The sequence below is a fragment of the Marinomonas communis genome, from assembly GCF_004363305.1.
GTDB classification, from domain to species: Bacteria; Pseudomonadota; Gammaproteobacteria; order Pseudomonadales; family Marinomonadaceae; genus Marinomonas; species Marinomonas communis.
On the sequence record NZ_SNZA01000002.1, the window covers coordinates 210,622 to 228,209 of the forward strand.

General features: G+C 49.7%; 18 protein-coding genes. 3 read left to right on the forward strand and 15 right to left on the reverse strand.

The window, feature by feature from the left end; genetic code table 11:
- Positions 1-12: 12 nt before the first annotated feature.
- Positions 13-630 carry a LysE family translocator gene (locus C8D85_RS07435; protein ID WP_133561219.1) on the reverse strand — a complete coding sequence of 206 codons (618 nt, stop codon included), beginning with the start codon at positions 628-630 and terminating at the stop codon, positions 13-15.
- A 103-nt stretch (positions 631-733) separates the two neighbouring features.
- On the opposite strand from C8D85_RS07435, the gene C8D85_RS07440 reads away from it, so the two are divergent.
- Positions 734-1,705, forward strand: a complete 972-nt coding sequence (locus tag C8D85_RS07440; protein WP_133561221.1) for a GlxA family transcriptional regulator — start codon at positions 734-736, stop codon at positions 1,703-1,705.
- Between the two features lie 70 nt (positions 1,706-1,775).
- Here the strand turns inward: C8D85_RS07440 and C8D85_RS07445 are convergent, their stop codons facing one another.
- The 3 genes from C8D85_RS07445 to C8D85_RS07455 form a co-directional block, all read right to left on the reverse strand.
- Complete coding sequence (locus C8D85_RS07445) at positions 1,776-2,942, reverse strand: cupin domain-containing carboxymuconolactone decarboxylase family protein (protein ID WP_133561223.1); 1,167 nt, start codon at positions 2,940-2,942, stop codon at positions 1,776-1,778.
- 132 nt (positions 2,943-3,074) lie between these two features.
- The gene (locus C8D85_RS07450; RefSeq protein ID WP_133561225.1) at positions 3,075-3,671 is read right to left on the reverse strand and encodes an HD domain-containing protein; all 597 of its coding nucleotides are present in this window, start codon (positions 3,669-3,671) and stop codon (positions 3,075-3,077) included.
- Between the two features lie 43 nt (positions 3,672-3,714).
- Complete coding sequence (locus C8D85_RS07455; RefSeq protein ID WP_211342156.1) at positions 3,715-4,776, reverse strand: NAD(P)H-dependent flavin oxidoreductase; 1,062 nt, start codon at positions 4,774-4,776, stop codon at positions 3,715-3,717.
- 150 nt (positions 4,777-4,926) lie between these two features.
- Between C8D85_RS07455 and C8D85_RS07460 the strand changes: the two genes are divergently transcribed.
- Complete coding sequence (locus C8D85_RS07460; protein ID WP_133561229.1) at positions 4,927-5,823, forward strand: aldo/keto reductase; 897 nt, start codon at positions 4,927-4,929, stop codon at positions 5,821-5,823.
- 29 nt (positions 5,824-5,852) lie between these two features.
- The gene (locus tag C8D85_RS07465) at positions 5,853-6,605 is read left to right on the forward strand and encodes a sporulation protein (protein WP_133561231.1); all 753 of its coding nucleotides are present in this window, start codon (positions 5,853-5,855) and stop codon (positions 6,603-6,605) included.
- A 1-nt stretch (position 6,606) separates the two neighbouring features.
- Here C8D85_RS07465 and C8D85_RS07470 read toward each other — a convergent pair whose 3' ends face one another.
- The 11 genes from C8D85_RS07470 to urtE form a co-directional block, all read right to left on the reverse strand.
- Positions 6,607-7,521, reverse strand: coding sequence for a response regulator transcription factor (locus C8D85_RS07470; RefSeq protein ID WP_133561233.1), 915 nt, complete (start codon positions 7,519-7,521; stop codon positions 6,607-6,609).
- A gap of 16 nt (positions 7,522-7,537) precedes the next feature.
- Positions 7,538-11,002, reverse strand: a complete 3,465-nt coding sequence (locus C8D85_RS07475; RefSeq protein WP_133561235.1) for a hybrid sensor histidine kinase/response regulator — start codon at positions 11,000-11,002, stop codon at positions 7,538-7,540.
- A 97-nt stretch (positions 11,003-11,099) separates the two neighbouring features.
- Positions 11,100-11,684, reverse strand: coding sequence for a HupE/UreJ family protein (locus C8D85_RS07480; protein ID WP_133561237.1), 585 nt, complete (start codon positions 11,682-11,684; stop codon positions 11,100-11,102).
- A gap of 41 nt (positions 11,685-11,725) precedes the next feature.
- On the reverse strand, positions 11,726-12,373 hold the full coding sequence (gene ureG, locus C8D85_RS07485; protein ID WP_133561239.1) for an urease accessory protein UreG: 648 nt from the start codon (positions 12,371-12,373) through the stop codon (positions 11,726-11,728).
- An 83-nt stretch (positions 12,374-12,456) separates the two neighbouring features.
- Entirely contained in the window at positions 12,457-13,134 is a 678-nt protein-coding gene (locus C8D85_RS07490) for an urease accessory protein UreF (protein WP_133561241.1), read from the reverse strand.
- The gene (ureE, locus tag C8D85_RS07495; protein ID WP_133561243.1) at positions 13,115-13,558 is read right to left on the reverse strand and encodes an urease accessory protein UreE; all 444 of its coding nucleotides are present in this window, start codon (positions 13,556-13,558) and stop codon (positions 13,115-13,117) included. The genes C8D85_RS07490 and ureE overlap by 20 nt, the downstream gene beginning before the upstream one ends.
- A 30-nt stretch (positions 13,559-13,588) precedes the next feature.
- Positions 13,589-15,295, reverse strand: a complete 1,707-nt coding sequence (gene ureC, locus C8D85_RS07500) for an urease subunit alpha (RefSeq protein ID WP_133561245.1) — start codon at positions 15,293-15,295, stop codon at positions 13,589-13,591.
- Entirely contained in the window at positions 15,295-15,615 is a 321-nt protein-coding gene (locus C8D85_RS07505; protein WP_133561247.1) for an urease subunit beta, read from the reverse strand. Before C8D85_RS07505 ends, ureC begins: the two co-directional genes overlap by 1 nt.
- Before the next feature lie 14 nt (positions 15,616-15,629).
- Complete coding sequence (locus tag C8D85_RS07510; RefSeq protein WP_055463059.1) at positions 15,630-15,932, reverse strand: urease subunit gamma; 303 nt, start codon at positions 15,930-15,932, stop codon at positions 15,630-15,632.
- A gap of 58 nt (positions 15,933-15,990) precedes the next feature.
- Positions 15,991-16,872 (reverse strand): urease accessory protein UreD, encoded by an 882-nt coding sequence (locus tag C8D85_RS07515; protein ID WP_133561249.1) that lies wholly within the window; start codon positions 16,870-16,872, stop codon positions 15,991-15,993.
- Positions 16,873-16,898: 26 nt separating this feature from the next.
- A complete protein-coding gene (urtE, locus tag C8D85_RS07520) occupies positions 16,899-17,588 on the reverse strand; it encodes an urea ABC transporter ATP-binding subunit UrtE (RefSeq protein WP_133561251.1) in 690 nt (229 codons plus the stop codon).

The window sequence follows — 17,588 nt, forward strand, 5'->3', positions numbered from 1 at the left end:
CCGGCAATAAGGTTACTCCGATAGCACTATCATGATGGCAAACAACACAAAGATTACCGCGCTAAAACGGTCGATCAAACGTACGTGTTTAGCAAGGAAATGCTGAGCGGCTGCGCCAAACCACACCAAGGCTAACTCTACACCTGCCTCAACCAGGGCAAATGTGGCAATGACCACAGCCATGTCCACTGCTGTTAATGCATCCACTGCCACGATAGATGGCATAAACGCTAACCAAAACAGCACAATTTTAGGGTTAGACAAGGCGATCAAGAAACCGCGCACAACTGTATGATGCCGAGATAACGATTTCTGCTGAGCAACCTCCATGTGTGGTTCATTAGCGTTGACAGAGCGCCACAATGTAAACGCCAACCAAAGTAAATACAGTGCCCCGATCCCTTTCATAAATGACACTAGCCAAGGCAGTGTGGCCACAAAAGCCGTGAGACCAACTAGGGCAATTAAGATCAAAGTCGAAAAACCCAGCGTACTGCCTAGCACCGCTTTGAAGCCTGCGGTTGCCCCTTGACGAATCGACGTCGCCAAAGCGTATGTGGAGCTTGGCCCAGGGCTTAGTGAAAGAGCGACACAGGTGATAAACAGTGCGACCCAGCTTTCCAACGTCATAACATTCTTTCTCTTTGGTAATGATTGTTAAGAGCTATCCTAGTGAATCCTACTCAGAAAGGTGCTAGCTTAAATAGACATAATTCAGCGCTATTTGGACAAAATGACTACGCCACACTTTGACTTAATCTTGTTTCCTGAGGTGACGTTACTGCCCTACGCAGGTTTCACAGATAAACTGCGCTTTAGCTCCGATGAAGACGACCGCAGTCGTCAACGTTATTGTTCTTGGCGAAGCTATCAACTGACTCAGCATCCCTTACAAGCCAGCAGTGGCTTAGGTATCGATGTTGCCCCTCTTAGCGAGAAACATGATTTTCGCAATACAGATTTTGTGGTGCTGTTTGGTGGACGCACTGCTCAGTCGGCCATTGAGCAAGCAGCTCTCTTTCGTCCGCTGTTAAAACAGATTTATCGCGCTAATACCCATATTGTTGCCATCGACAACGCGGTCTTTTGTTTAGCCGAGTGTGGCCTGCTTGATCATAAAGCGGTGACACTTCATTGGCGTCATCAACAGCAGCTAAAAGAACGCTACCCAGCAGTCAAACTTCAAGAAAAAGGATTATTTGTCACCGACGGACGCATCACCACCAGCGTGGGAGGCACTGCGACCATTGAGTTAGCTCAGGCGTTGTTGGCAAAAAAGATGAATGCACAGCGAGCAGCCAAAGGGCTGGCGGATATGATGATCACGGAGTCCCGCAATCCATTGGCGTTTATGACATGGAACAATGCGCCAGCGGTTTCGGACGCCTACGTTCATCGTGCTTTGGTATTGATGTTCGAGCATATGTCGCACCCAATCAATGTCACCGATATCAGCGCACAAGTGGGACTTAGCCGACGCCAACTGGATCGCAAATTTTTAAGTCTCTTTGGTCAATCTGCAGCCGCCTATTGGCAAAGTGTTCGCTTAGAGCAAGGTGCTTGGCTACTCACCCATTCCACACAAACGATCGAACACATTGCCGCGCAATTAGGCTATCAGCACGATGGTAACTTTCGTCAGCAATTTCGCCGCCAATTTGGTTGCACTCCAACCGAATATCGACGTCAGCCAGAGCAGCACTAAGCACCTCCAATGATCGGGTATCAAAGCCCAACCATTACCATAGAGGCGCTGCATAGCCATGGTGGATAGTTTATTGGTTCAAACGTTGTACGAGGCGAGCGCCTGCTTGAGCAGTAATTCGCTGGGTTAATAGCTGACCAAGCTCTGCCATTTGATCGTCTGAAACCCCTGCGTTTCGTGCCATATTGATGTGCGCATTCAGCTGACCATCGGTGTTTGGCATCACCGCTAAAATAGCTAAAGTTAGCAGTTCCCGATCCTGATGGGATAACACACCACGGGCAAAGACATCACCAAACAAGTGCTTTTGCAGGAACACATTGGCTCCCGGAGCGAAATCAAACAATGGACCGCCCACTGGCGCACCGACTAGGGCCGTTTGTACCGATTGCCCTAATGCTTGTGCGTCATCCTTATCTGATAAAAGTGTCGCTGGTTTGCCTTCCGCCGTGTCATATCCTGCAGCGTTACGGGCCTCGACTACTTGCATCAGAGTGTTCAAAGCATTCAGAGAACGGGGAAAACCTGCGTAGGGATACAAGTGAATCATAGCTTCTCTCAAATCACTGACTGGGACACCGTTTGCAAGAGCCACATCCAACGTATCCATTAACGCATGAGATTGACCTAATGTTGCTAAGGCAATGGTGTAAGTCAGGTGTTGCTGTCGTTCATCCAAAGCTGTGAAGTGTGTATGCTCATCCTGCAACGATGCCACCGCGGCCTGATACACCTCGTCACTGACCTTATCTTTCCAGTTAACATTTTGTCCGTCTTGGCTCGCTGTCACGACAAAGTGCGTCATCGCAGCATCAGGGGTTGCCCCATGCCAATGATCCACACCATCAGGACACCAAACCGCCTCGCCTTCATGGAATTGGATCACCTGCCCATCACGGGTTCCGGTTAAAGCAGTGCCTTGGGTGACGATCATATGTTGTCCCGCAGGGTGATCATGCCAAGCAGTTCTAGCCCCAGCTTGAAAGGTGACATAAGCACCTGAATAGGGCACGCCTTCGCGCTCAGGAAACACCACTTGTACATCGACTTGACCATCGAAAAATGCCTCAGGCCCAGAAAAAGCTGGCTGACTGCCTGCAGGATATATTTCCTGCTCCTTTGCGATGGCCTCCCCTGATAGCCCCGCGAGGGCTAGCAAAGCCGCAGGACTGAGTCGTGCCTTACGGGAACGTGCTTTATGAGCGTTTGTGTCTTGAGAGTTTGCTTGGTTAGACATCGAGACCTCCAATATCGTTGTGAAATGGTTAACACAAGATCATTAGAGCATCAGCGCCTTGGGGACATTTGAAGGATTCTCCAGCATTTTTGCCTAATCCTCCAAGCCCCTTAAGAAGTCACTATTGCTGCATTATTGTTGAGATTTGAAGTGTTGCGCGACCAATTGCTTAGCATGCTGCCACAACGCTTTAGAGCCTTTTACGATGACTTGGCCATAACGTGTCTGCACTTGCGGTTCGGTTACTTGCCCTTCGACCCAAGTGCCACCTTGCGTGGCGACGTTATGAATCAAAGGCTGAAGGCGGTCGAGGGATTTAGCGAATTGGGCGTCATCCGTTTCAGCAGCCTCAAACTCAAGCCACAGCGCTTTCAGCTCTTCCCCTTGCGCCTCAGGCAATAAACCAAAGATACGCTCAGCCGCCTGAAGCTCAGCGGCTTCTTGCGCGGAAGTATCACCGGTTTCATGAATTGGGTGATCGCCCGCATCAATTTCCACTACGTCATGCAGTAGCAGCATCTTGATCACACGATCGATGTTCACCGTCGTATTCGCACTATCTTGCAGAATGAGCGCATACATTGCCAAATGCCAAGAATGCTCCGCCGAGTTTTCTTTGCGGGACTGATCAATCAGAGGAGATTTGCGCACGACGCTTTTCAGCTGATCGATTTCTCGTAGGAAGTTTAACTGCTGTTCTAAATGAGAAAGAGGCGTTGCATCGGACATAGGGATAAGCTTCCAAACAGGGATTCAAAGAGAATGCGCTACCCTAACGCATCTCTTCAATATTCGCCAAGGCTTGTGTTATGACCTGAGCTGAGACGGCGCGGCACCCAGTCACATTCTGCCCTGCCCAAAGCGGTGAAAAATCGCCTGACTGCTGCGCTTCGGCCGCTGCTCGCAAAGGCGCTATCGCAGGTGTCGCCAATGGAAACTGCGGTGCGTCTGCACTCATCGGACCAAGCTCTTGCATCACACGATTAACGATGCCACGGGCCGCACCGCCACTGAATAAATTCGTCAATGCAGTCGTGTTAGCGGCTTCAGACTGAAGTGCAGCGCGATGTACCTCACTGGTTTGCGCTTCATCGCATAGCAAATAAGCCGTACCCACCTGTACGCCAGCGGCCCCTAGGGCCATCATGGCCGCCACGCCTTGTGCATCCGCAATACCGCCTGCTGCGATGACTGGCACGGACACTGCTTGAATGATTTGCGGTAACAGCGCAAAGATACCCACTTGCGTGGCAATGCTTTTGTCTAAGAAAAAGCCGCGATGGCCACCCGCTTCTAGGCCCTGAGCAATGATCGCATCTACCCCATGCTGCTCTAGCCAGATGGCCTCTTGCACCGTTGTCGCGCTGGCAATGATTTTCCCACCCCATGCGCGGATAGGAGCCAGTAATTCTGGATCTGGCAACCCGAAGTGAAAGCTCACCACTGGGGGCTTAAAGGCTTCTAAAACCGCCAAGGCTTGCTGGTTAAACGGCGTACGACTTGGACCAGAGGTAATGGAGGTAAGCTCAAGTCCAAGTTCTTCATAGTAAGGTAACAACGTGGCGCGCCAGCGCCCTTCGACGCCACTGTCGGGTTCAGGCGGAGTGTGACAAAAGAAATTTACGTTGTATGGGCGATCCGTCTGTTGGCTTAGGCTTTCCAGCTCCTGCGCTAAGCGCTCTTCACTCAGCATGGCACAAGGTAATGACCCAAGTCCTCCGGCATTAGACACCGCAACAGCTAATCGGTAGTCTTGAACGCCCGCCATGGGCGCTTGAATAATCGGCAGTTCAATTCCAAACAATTCCTCGATACGCACAGTCAAACCCTCCATGAAATCTACTCACTAGGCTAGCACGTCTCATGCTGAAGTCATATGACAGCAAAGGAATCCTCATCTGGGAACCTTTCATCGCTAGGCAGTCCAATAGTGAGTTGCTACAGTAACCACACATAAATTTTGTGATCACCTAAGGATTATCCTATGACGCACACCTATCACCCACTAGGTTTTACCGGCTCTCGCATTGCTCAAGGCTACTGGCGTTTGGCCGAATGGGGCATGTCAGATCAAGAATTGCTTAGCTTTATTGAGCAAAGCCTTGAAGCCGGGATCACCACCGTCGACCACGCAGATATTTATGGTGATTATCAGTGCGAAACTTTATTTGGCCGCGCCTTAGCATTGAAACCTTCATTGCGCGACAAACTGCAAATCATCAGTAAGTGCGGCATCTTACTTCCAAGCCAGCAACGTCCAGAGATCAGCAGCCACCGATACGATCAAAGTACCGGACACATTATTCAAAGCGTTGATCAATCTCTTAAAAACTTAAACGTAGATTCCCTGGATATGCTCTTGATTCACCGCCCTTCGCCATTGATGGACCCAGATCATGTAAGCGAAGCATTTGAGCACCTTTATACCGTCGGAAAAGTGAAGCACTTTGGCGTGTCGAATTTTTCTGCACAGCAGTTTGATTTGCTGCAATCTCGTATCGATATGCCACTGCTCGTCAACCAAGTGGAGCTGTCACCTTTGGAGCTAAAACACTTCAAAGACGGCACCCTAGAGCACGCTCAGCAACATGCTGTGACGCCTATGGCTTGGTCGCCCTTTGCTGGCGGTGACTTATTTAAGCTAGAAGGCATTAACCCAACCCTTTACCAAGCCATGTCTGACGTCGCAGAAGCTCATCAAGCCAGCTTTGACCAAATCGCCCTTGCTTGGCTGATGCGCCACCCTTCAGGCATTGCCCCCGTACTTGGTTCGGGCAAAATTGAGCGTGTATTGGCTGCACAGCAAGCGCTGACGATGACATTAAGCGACCATGAGTGGTTCGCCATTTGGGTGGCATCACAAGGTCATCCTGTCCCTTAATCGTTCCCCAAAATAACTAGAGACATCCTATGTTTAAAAAATTACTCGCAAGTGTTGGCATTGGCAAAGCCAATGTGGATGCCATCTTGAAAAGTGACAGCCTGCAAGCTGGCGCACCGTTTGAGGTAGAAGTCGTCATTAAAGGCGGCGATGTCGCGCAGGAAATCCAAGGGCTGTCTTTTGCCGTGATGACCAAAGCAAAAGCTACCGTTGAAACCAAAGAACATGAGCGTGAGGTGCAACGCAGTGTCGTGCTACAAGAATGGTGGCAACCGTTGGCGCTGACCGTAGAGGCGGGAGAAACCTTAACTAAAACATTCTCACTGATGCTGCATCCAGAAATCCCTGCCAGCGAATTAGCAGGGGTGACGATTGCAAAAATGTGGCTACAAACAGGCATCGACATTAAAAACGGTATCGATGGTTCTGACAAAGACCCTCTGACGATTCTGCCGTCAGCAACGCAACGAGCGGTCTTAGACTTCATTAGCCAAAGCGGCTACCGCTTGTTCAAATCGGACATTGAAGCGGGCAAGGTATCAGCACCGGGCTTCACCTCGCACCTACCTTGTTATCAAGAGTACGAATTCAAACCGGACAGTTTTTCATTGTTTGGCGTGCGTGAAATCGAAGTCACCTTCGTCGACAACGGCCAAGAAACAGGCGTTTTACTCGAAGTGGATCGTGCCTTCAAAGGCGATGGTTACCGCAGTATTTCAATCCCGAATCATTGCACCACCGTCGCCGACGTTAAGCCTTATGTTGAGAGAGTACTGGGGTAGTTTAGGCGCTCTCGCGCGTCATGATACGTAATGCTACACCCGCAGCCGCCGTACGGTTTTCAACGCCAAGTTTGGGAAAGATTTGTTCCAAATGCTTGTTAACGGTACGGGGGCTCATTTCTAAGATTTCTGCAATCTCGCGGTTGGTCTTGCCGTTCGCTATCCAGTGTAAAACGTGGGATTCACGTTCGGTCAAACCCAACTCGACTTTGAGTAACTCCGGCCCAAGCGGACGGTCCCCGTCCTCCAGTTTCACCAACGCTTCCGACTGTTCGGTGTATCCCAGAAACTTCAAGGTAAGTGGATAGTCGAGCTCTTGAAGTGGCAGACGATTCCCTTCTTCAGGTCGATGACTTAACCAGCTCCGTACCTGAGGTGCTAGATGCTCAACCTGCCAAGCGGACGTTAAGCGAGCCTTGGCCAATAGGGCATGCGCTTGTGGCGTGGCCCAAGCAACGTCGCCTTGCCCATTAAACGTCATCAAGAATTGCCCCATGCTATCAAGAGCTGACTGAGCGTTATTACTCAAGCGGGCATTGTTTAAATGCACTCGCATGCGCGCGATTAACTCATTCGGTTGAATAGGCTTGGTCAAATAATCCACCCCACCCGCTTCAAGACCGCGAACGATATCATTGGTATCAGACAAGCCCGTCATAAAGATGACAGGAATACTCGACAAGTTGGGATCCGCCTTGAGCGCATGACACGTCTCGAAACCATCCATATTTGGCATTACCGCATCGAGCAAAATGATGTCCGGTCGAATTCGCTTCGCTATGGTTAACGCCTGTCGGCCTTCTAAAGCGACTAAAACATCCATGTTGGCTTGCTCCAAAGTGTCATGGATCAGACTCAGCGCATCAGGAGAGTCGTCGACTACCAACACAATGTCATTCTTAGGGTTCGCCTTCATTTTCAAAAGTTCCACATCACACGGTGTGCTGTTTTAAGTAAGTTGCAATGCCATCAAATTGGAAGCTTTTATAGAGCGCTTCCAACTGTGCTAAATGTTGTGGATCAACAATCCCCTTGTCAGGAAGCTGATCCAAAACGCCACGTACTCCCTTTTTATACCCCATTTCCGCAAACGCCGTTAGTTCCCTGATCACTTCATGATCGGGTATGGGGACAGGTAACTCATCCGCCGCCGCGCGTTTCGGAGTTTGTTTAGACATGTCCTCTAAAGCCGACAGCGAGACAGAGTCTTCTGCTGAAACGGTTTCTTGATACACCCATTCGATCTTCAGCCACTGTTGAATCGCATCCAATAAAGCGGTGTTTTTAATGGGCTTGACCAAATATTGATTAAACGCATTTTGCTCATCGGGGCGCCTTTGGTTCTCCTGCGCATCCGCTGACAGCATGACAATCGGCACAGCATAACCTTGCTCACGCAAGACTTTAGCAAGACTTAAGCCGTTCATGCCCGGCATCGAGACATCCAGTACAAACAAGTCAGGCGAGCACGAATCCAACTCATCCAGACACAGCTTTGCATCGGCCGCTTCAACAACGTTAAAGCCTATGGGGGTTAAAATATCCGCGAGCAGACCACGCACCACGGGATCATCGTCGACCACCATAATAGTTCTTTGATAACCACGGTAACTGACTATTTTCTTGGACATTGGTGTTGCTTCTTGTCCTTGTGACACCCATGGCAACATCAAACTTACTTTGAATTCACTGCCTTCTCCGACCACCGACTTGGCTTGCAGGTCGCCCCCCATGATTTCAGTCAGTAGCTTAACAATGGTCAACCCCAAGCCCGTCCCCGGAAGGTTAGCGGTGGCGACATCACGCACCCGCTCAAAAGGATCAAAGATTCGCTGTAAATGCTCCTGCTTGATCCCAAGCCCGGTATCACGAATCACGAACTCCGCCACCTGATTACGATAATTCACTTCAAATACCACGTTACCTTTAGGCGTGTACTTCACCGCATTGGACAGCAAATTAATCAGAATTTGTCGCAAGCGCTTTTCATCTGTGACCACTTGGTTGGGCAACGGTGCTAGGATTTTTGCCTGAAAGCCAATACCTTTGCCCTGCGCTTGCATGGCAAACATACTGTTTAATTGATCAATCAGCTTCGGTAAATCCACGGTGTTTCGGTATAAGTCAAAACGCCCCGCTTCAATCTTAGAAATATCCAGCAACCCTTCAATTAGATCGGCTAAATACAAACCGCTACGATGAATAATGTCCAAGCCGTTTTGGTGCCCTGATGGGGTATTGTCTTTTTCTGAGAGTAATTGGGCATAGCCAATAATCGACTGCAAAGGCGTGCGCAGTTCATGACTGATCCCGCTTAGATAACGGCTTTTGGCTTCATTTGCCTGCTCTGCTTGTTCTTTAGCACTCTGTAGTGCCAAATCGGTTTCTTTGTGTGCCTCTACTTCTTGGGTCAACTTACGAGTTTGGCGGTTCGATTCTTTTTGCGCCACCACGCGACTTTCATGGGCCAACAAAAACAACCACGACAGCACCCCGGATACAATCAACAAAGTGAAGAACAACGCATACATAGCTTGCTCCAGCAACGCGGCTTCGCTCTCTGTTTGCGGCGCCATTTGCCGATAAATCAGCATCATCAACGCCGCGTTAATGATGTTGATCACCACCAGCATGGAGGCAAACCGTCCTAGCCGCGAGCTGATCGCGCGCACCAGTCGCTTTGGTAAAAACAGTTTCAGAAAGTAGTCACTTTGTTGAGAAATACTGGCCTGCGGCTTACAACTGTCCAAACAACGCACGTCGAGGGAACAACAAAGAGAACAAATCGGCTGTTGGTAAGCAGAACAGAAGCTCATGTCTTCGCTTTCAAACTCATTTTCACAGATACCGCACTTTAACGTGACTACAGAGTGTGCGTGAGGGTGAGAGATTGGATTGGCTTGCTTCGCTGTCGCAATCAGAGGAATTAACTCAGGGCTTTGTCGCGCAATGTAATACTTTCCTTTGGTAAGCATCGCAATCAGCGGTACACAAATAAAGCAGGCTGCAATGGCAATAAAATGCGACAGACTTTTTGCCACCTCACCAAAGATGCCCAAATAACACAGCAATCCAAGCGTGGTGGCGATTAACATCGAGCCAGTACCTACTGGATTAATGTCGTACAAATGCGCACGTTTAAACTCCACATAGTTTGGACTTAACCCTAGCGGCTTATTGATCAATAAATCCGCCGACAAGCTCGACAACCAACTCACGGCACTGATGGCAAATACGCTTAAAATCGCACCTAACGCTTGGTAAATACCCAGCTCCATCAATAGGAGCGCAATGGTAACGTTAAAGATTAGCCAGACCACGCGACCGGGGTGAGAGTGTGTAAGACGAGAGAAGAAATTCGACCACGCGATGGACCCTGCATAAGCATTGGTCAAGTTGATTTTCATCTGACAAATAAACACGAAGACAGCGGCTAAAATCAAAGCCGTCGTCGGAGAAGTCGTTAAGAACAGAAAGATTCGTTGATACAGATAAGTTGGATCGGTTGCCTGTAGGACCGTGGCACCATCAGAAATAGCCAAGTAAGCCAAAAATGACCCCAGCAGCATTTTGATCGCACCAATAAAGACCCACCCGGGCCCCGCCAATACCAGCCAAAACCACCAGCGATTGCGATTCTCTTTGGTCTTTTTCGGAAAGAAACGAAGGTAATCGACCTGTTCACCAATTTGCGCCATCAATGCAAACAACACCGAGGCCGCCGCACCAAACAGCAGCCAATCAAACCCCGTGTCTTGAGGCAAATGGCCGGGGACATACTCCGTCCAACCATAAAAATTTTGATATTCCTGCGTCACCACCACACCAATGGCCGCGACTTGTAAAACTAACCAAATCCATTGCGTGCCAGTTTGAAAGCGACTGATCGCTCTAATACCATGGGTCACAATGGGAATGACGAATAACGCTGATAAGGCATAGCCAATGGGTAAGGGAATCCCAAGCAAGACTTCCAATGCAGAGGCTAAAATGGCCGCTTCGATAGCAAAAAAGATGAAAGTGAAAGTGGCATAGATCAGCGAAGTAATCGTAGAGCCAAGATAGCCAAAGCCTGCCCCGCGTGTCAGCAGATCAATGTCTAAGCCATGTTTGGCTGAGTAATAAGCAATGGGAAAGCCAGTGATAAAGAAAACCGCAAGCACCGTCAAAATAGCAGCTACGGCATTGGTGAAGCCATAGGTAAGCGTGATAACCGCTGCCAACCCTTCTAACGCCAGAAATGCCGCCGCGCCTAGGGCGGTATGACCAACGCGGTCAATACTCATGGAATGACCTTGCTTAGCCGTATAGCGCAGCGCGTAATCTTCCATGGTTTGGTCAGCGACCCACTTGTTGTAGTGGCGCCTTACTTTGAAGATTTTCTGAGCAGCAGCCATCTCACTTCACCCCATCGTAAAACGCCAAGAACAGACAAGTTCTTGGCGTTTATTTTGGGTGTCGAACTACCCTACAACACCCCTATCTACTGGTAGATTATGCGATTGCTAATACCATACCCAATACAGCAATTACAGAGCCGCTAATACGTGTCACAAGTGGCGTACCCAGACGAGCCATCAGTTGACCAAAGCCAACACCCACCAAATGAAGAGCAGTTGTCGCAACGGCAAAACCTAGAGCGTACTGAGCTGCTGCACCGTTCGCAGGCATCTCCATACCATGCGCCACACCGTGGAAAACCGCAAAGCCGCCAGCAATGGCTGCACAAGCTGCCACAGGTAGACGTTTCGCACCCAATACCAATGCACCTAATACCATTACTGATAACAAGATACCCTGCTCAACAAATGGCACTTCTAGACCAGCCATCGCAGCACCGCCACCTAATAGCATCATGGCAACAAATGCCATCGGCACAGCCCAAAGAGCGCGACCACCCATGCTAGCAGCCCAAAGACCTACCGCAACCATCGCCAACAAGTGGTCTAAACCGCCCATTGGGTGCAGGAAGCCAGACATAAAACTAGACGTGTGCTCGTGTCCTGTGTGCGCCATCGCGACTGTTGATCCGACTGTTAGCGCTGCGACCGTCGCAGCTTTACTCATTGATATACGCATTAAATTTCTCCTAATGTTGCGTTAGCCGTAGGGATTCTACCTTATACCACAGCTTTTGCAGGTGGGATTTCTTTCGCTTCAAGCATGCCTTCTGTGACAATGAACTGAATGATGTCATCCAAGCCTTGTGCGGCTTTTAAATTCGAGAACACAAATGGGCGTTCTCCACGTTGCGCTTTGGCATCTTGATCCATGACTTCCAGTGATGCGCCTACCAATGGAGCAAGGTCGATCTTGTTAATGATCAGCAAGTCTGACTTGGTAATGCCGGGGCCACCTTTGCGTGGAATCTTATCTCCGGCAGACACGTCGATCACGTAGATGGTCAGATCAGATAATTCCGGACTAAACGTGGCACTCAAGTTATCGCCACCCGATTCTACAAACACCACGTCCAGCTCGCCGTGACGATCCAACAACTGATCAATCGCCGCCAAGTTCATCGACGCATCTTCACGAATCGCTGTATGAGGACAGCCACCGGTTTCCACACCAATGATGCGATCGGCTTCTAACGCTTCATGACGCGTTAAAAACTTGGCATCCTCTTGGGTATAAATATCATTTGTTACCACAGCGATGTTGTAGTGTTCACGCATCGCAGAACACAAAGAGCGCAATAATGCTGTCTTGCCCGAACCGACTGGGCCACCTACACCGACTCGTAGGGTTTGTTTTGGTTTACTCATGTTTCGCTCCTATTGCGATATCACTTTGTCAGTTTCGAATTGATGTTAACCCGATAAATTGGCTATAGAGTTAGGGGAATCCTCTAAGAACGGAACAACCTCGAATATTGGGTTTCATGTAAACAACTGGCGATAGCTACCGCTGGTAGGCCCGCGCCAATATCGTCTTCGCCGATGGTTTTCGACAAGGCAATTGCTTCCGATAAAGTCGGTTGCAATTCCCCCAGTAATAACTGTGCTTGGGTTTGCCCTAGAGGCACGAGCTTGGTCGCCGCAGCGATTTGGTTCTCAAGCCAAGACCATGAAAAACCCAATGCTGCGCTATCAAACTCCACTTGCCAGTGCGTCGCGGCAATCGCAAACAGCACGACAAAGCTAATGTCTTCCAAGCGTACAAACGGTGTTTCGATCTCCAAACTACGTAACAAACGCGCCAAGGCTTCGCCCATAGCTGTGTCGTTCAAACGTAATTCTTTGGTCTCACGACACGCTAAGATCAAATCGTTCAGCTCAACAATACGCGCTTCATCTCGTGTAGCCCAAGCCGCCATGGCCAAACGCAATACAGGCAAATCCACACGTGCTAACGACTGCAATAGCTGAAGCTGCGTCCAATCCGCGACCTGCGCTTGCTTTGTCACCCAACCTTTGTCAATGGCGTACTCCATGCCTTGCGAAAAGGCATAGCCACCAACAGGCAAACTGACACTACTAAGCTGCAATAAGCGCAGCAGTCCGTGATCAGTGGTGGTGATGACCATGGCTGTACGCTCCAGATTCTGGATTGAAAATGCCTTGCTCATGAGTGACGACCAATCCTAGCAAGTGCAGCATCTCTTCCAACACGTGATCTGGCTTAATTCGCAACCAACGCTCACCGACTTCCACTTTGGTGTGACGGTTGCCTAAGTGGTAACAAGCTTTAGCAAAGGTCGTCCAATCCTCGCAGCTGGCATGAGCGATGTCTTCGACCGCACCAACAATTTGAATGGTCTTGCCGCATTCAGAGCGCAAATATTCGCCCACTAACAAAGGCTTACCACGATCTAAAAACACACGAACCTCTTCACCGTTTTCGCCAACGAGTTTTAGGCGGCCGCGTTCGCGTTGTTCATGGGTCAAAATCACAGTGGTGTACACCTCATCGTGGCAATGTGTGCCGAGGCGAGTGTAAATATCTAACATAGGGCTACCCCAATTCTTCGCGCTAAGCGATTAAAACAAGTTGTACAGTTGCGCCAAAGGCAAGCTTTCCGCTGGCTCACAAGTCAGTAATTCACCGTCTGCACGCACTTCATAAGTCTGTGGGTCGACGGTGATATTCGGCATCCACGCATTATGAATCATGTCTGTTTTACGGATGTTGCGGGTGTTCTTACACGCCACCAAAGTACGATCTAAGCCAAGCGATTCTTTAATGCCATTATTCAATGCTGCTTCTGAAACAAAGGTCACAGACGTGGCCGCAGGGGCTTTGCCGAACGAGCCAAACATAGGGCGGTAATGTACTGGTTGTGGCGTTGGGATCGACGCGTTCGGGTCGCCCATGGGTGCGCTGGCAATCATGCCGCCTTTAATAATCATCGACGGTTTCACTGCAAAGAACGCAGGTTTCCATAACACCAAATCCGCCAATTTACCCGGCTCAATTGAGCCGACTTCGTGGCTGATACCGTGCGCGATCGCAGGGTTAATGGTGTATTTGGCAACATAACGTTTGGCTCGGAAGTTATCAGCCCCCACTTCTGTGTCTTCTGGCAACAAACCAAACTGTTGCTTCATCTTGTGCGCCGTTTGCCACGTACGAGTAACCACTTCCCCCACTCGGCCCATGGCTTGCGAGTCTGAGGAGATCATTGAGAAGGCACCGCGATCGTGGAAGATGTCTTCCGCCGCAATGGTTTCTTTACGAATACGCGAGTCTGCAAAGGCCACGTCCTCAGGGATGTTGCTGTCTAGGTGGTGACACACCATCAACATATCCAAATGCTCATCCACGGTGTTGTGCGTGTACGGACGTGTTGGATTGGTGGAAGACGGTAAAACGTTCGCTAAGCCTGCCGCACGAATGATGTCCGGTGCGTGACCGCCCCCTGCACCTTCCGTATGGTAGGTGTGAATCACACGGTCTTTGAAGGCATCAATGGTACTGTCGACAAAGCCTGACTCATTCAAAGTATCCGTATGGATCGCCACTTGTACGTCGTACTTTTCGGCAACCGATAAACAGCAATCAATCGAGGCCGGTGTCGTACCCCAGTCTTCGTGCAGCTTTAGACCACAAGCGCCCGCTTCTAATTGCTCTTCCAAAGCATCAGGCAAACTCGCGTTCCCTTTGCCCAAGAAACCTAAGTTCATCGGCATGCTATCAGTGGCTTGTAACATCTTACCTAAGTACCAAGGACCAGACGTACAGGTCGTAGCATTGGTACCTGTCGCAGGGCCGGTACCGCCACCAATCATTGTCGTTACACCAGACGTCAGGGCTTCTTCGATTTGCTGTGGACAAATAAAGTGAATGTGCGCATCAATGCCACCCGCCGTCAGGATCGAACCTTCACCGGCGATGACTTCAGTACCGGGTCCCACAACGATATCAACATTGTCTTGGACGTCTGGGTTACCCGCTTTACCGACTTTAAAGATACGGCCATTTTTGATACCGACATCACCTTTGACGATGCCCCAGTGATCCAACACAAGGGCATTAGTGATCACTAAATCTACCGCCACATCATTGGTTAATTGGCTTTGTCCCATGCCGTCACGGATGACTTTACCGCCACCAAACTTCACTTCGTCGCCGTACGTGGTGAAATCTTTTTCTACCTGAATCCAAAGGTCGGTATCCCCTAAACGCACGCGATCGCCGGTCGTTGGACCAAACATCTGTGCGTAGCTTTGTCTGTCCATTATCGCCATTATTCTGCTCCCTCTGCCAAGCTGCCCATCACTTCACCACGAAAGCCATAAATCGTTTTCGTACCTGCGTATTCGACTAATTCCACTTCACGCCCTTGGCCCGGTTCAAAACGCACCGCGGTTCCTGAAGCAATGTTCAAGCGGTAACCTTTGGCTTGGTCGCGATCAAATACCAGAGCAGGGTTCACTTCATAAAAATGGTAATGGGAGCCAATTTGTACTGGGCGATCGCCGGTATTTTCAACACGTAATGTCAGTGTCTTACGACCTTCGTTTAGCTCGATCACTCCATCAGCGACCTGAATTTCACCTGGAATCATGTTGCCTCCGTGAGTTAGTTAATCGGGTTATGCACAGTGACCAATTTCGTGCCGTCTGGGAACGTCGCTTCCACCTGTACTTCGTGGATCAAATCCGCGACGCCATCCATCACTTGTTCCGCACTCAATAAGGTCTTACCAAATGCCATCAGCTCGGCCACGGTTTTACCATCTCGTGCACCTTCAATAATTTCCATGGTGATGTAGGCCATGGCTTCGGGGTAGTTCAACTTCAGGCCACGATTTAAACGTCGTTCAGCCAACAAGGCTGCTGTGAACACCAGCAGCTTGTCCTTTTCTCTTGGTAGTAATTCCATCGTTCAACCCTTTATTCGTTATCATTTTGCTTCGCGCATGGCGGTAGCAGCCTTTGGTTTAGGTTGCCCAAATTCTCGGCGCACACGCTGTTTTATCGATCAATACTGGGCGTAGCACTTCCCAGCATCGCGTAAACAATCGCTTCATTTTTTCGCTGTCATGACTCAAGCTACGCAGCACAATAAACTCATCCACTTGGGTCACGCCGGACAAGCCATCGTTGTCTTGGCAAAGACCTCTCAGGGTCTCCAGCACTCCCTCTTCCACGTTCAAAAATGGTCCAGCCAGCAATAAGCCGTTCACTGGGTTGCCTTGCAAACCCGCTTTGCCTGCCATCAAGCCACGACTGTATTCATCGACCAATAAGCGCTCACGCAAGCGCAAACGCCCATCGACACGAATCTGAAAGCTTTGATCGGCTTGCCCAGTTCCAAAATCCAATTGGTTAGCCGGTAAACCAAAGCAAGTAATCTCCCAGCCAATGAAGCGCGCACTGCCATGCAGCTCAATCTGGTTACGTAGTCGTGTGTTGGCATCAGGGTAAAGAATGGTTTCTTGTGGCAGCCATTCCATGATGGCGTCTTTCGGCACATGCAAACGAGTCGTTTGACGTTGTAAGGTTCGATCTGGACGCGCTTTGTATACGCGCCCCGCACCAGGGGTAGTAATCAGCACATGGGTGTCCGGAGCTTGGTTGGATTCGATCACTAGCTCATCACCCGATACCAAACCGCCAGGGGGATGCAATAAGTACACATGAGCCGTGTCTTTGCCTTCTGGATAAAAGGGCTTTTGCACATACAAAGGCCCCTTGTGGTCACAGGTTTTTAATACGGTGCCACGAGCACTCTTAGTGAAACCAAGCGTTAAATACGCCTGCCACTGACTGGCAGGTGAAACGGTTTCTATTGAGGGCAACGCATCTTTTACAACACTCATGCAATTCCTTAGCTTGCTTTCAAAGTCTATACCGCGAGGTATTGCTTAATCAGATCGTCATTCAAGTTTTCCATCTTGTCAGCCGCGACGATACGACCCTTTTCCATCAGACGAAACTCTTTGCCTACGCGGCGGGCGAACCCCAATTTCTGTTCGATTAAGATCACGGTGAGGCCTTCCTCCTCATTGAGCTTAAGAATCACGTCGCCAATCTGCTTCACAATGTTTGGTTGAATACCTTCATTTGGCTCATCCAAGATCAACACCTTTGGCTCAAGCACCAAAGCGCGACCAATCGCTAATTGTTGTTGCTGACCACCGGATAAATCACCGCCGCGGCGGTGCAACATTTCTTTGAGCACCGGAAACAATTCAAAAATCTTTTCCGGAATCTCTTTGCTTTTGCGAACTGGCAGACCGATACGTAAGTTTTCTTCGACCGTTAGCATGGGAAAGATATCGCGCCCTTGGGGTACATAGCCGATCCCTTCATAAGCTCGACGTTCAGCACTCAGCTTGTGCAGCGCTTGGTTATTCATCGTGATTTCACCGCTTTTAATCGGTAACAACCCCATGATGGCTTTCATTAACGTGGTTTTGCCCACACCGTTGCGCCCCATGATGCAGGTGATTGAGCCCGGCTCGATGTCTAAGTCCAAATCCCAGAGTATTTGCGTGCCACCGTAAAGTTGGCTCACTTTGTTCATTGAAATCAT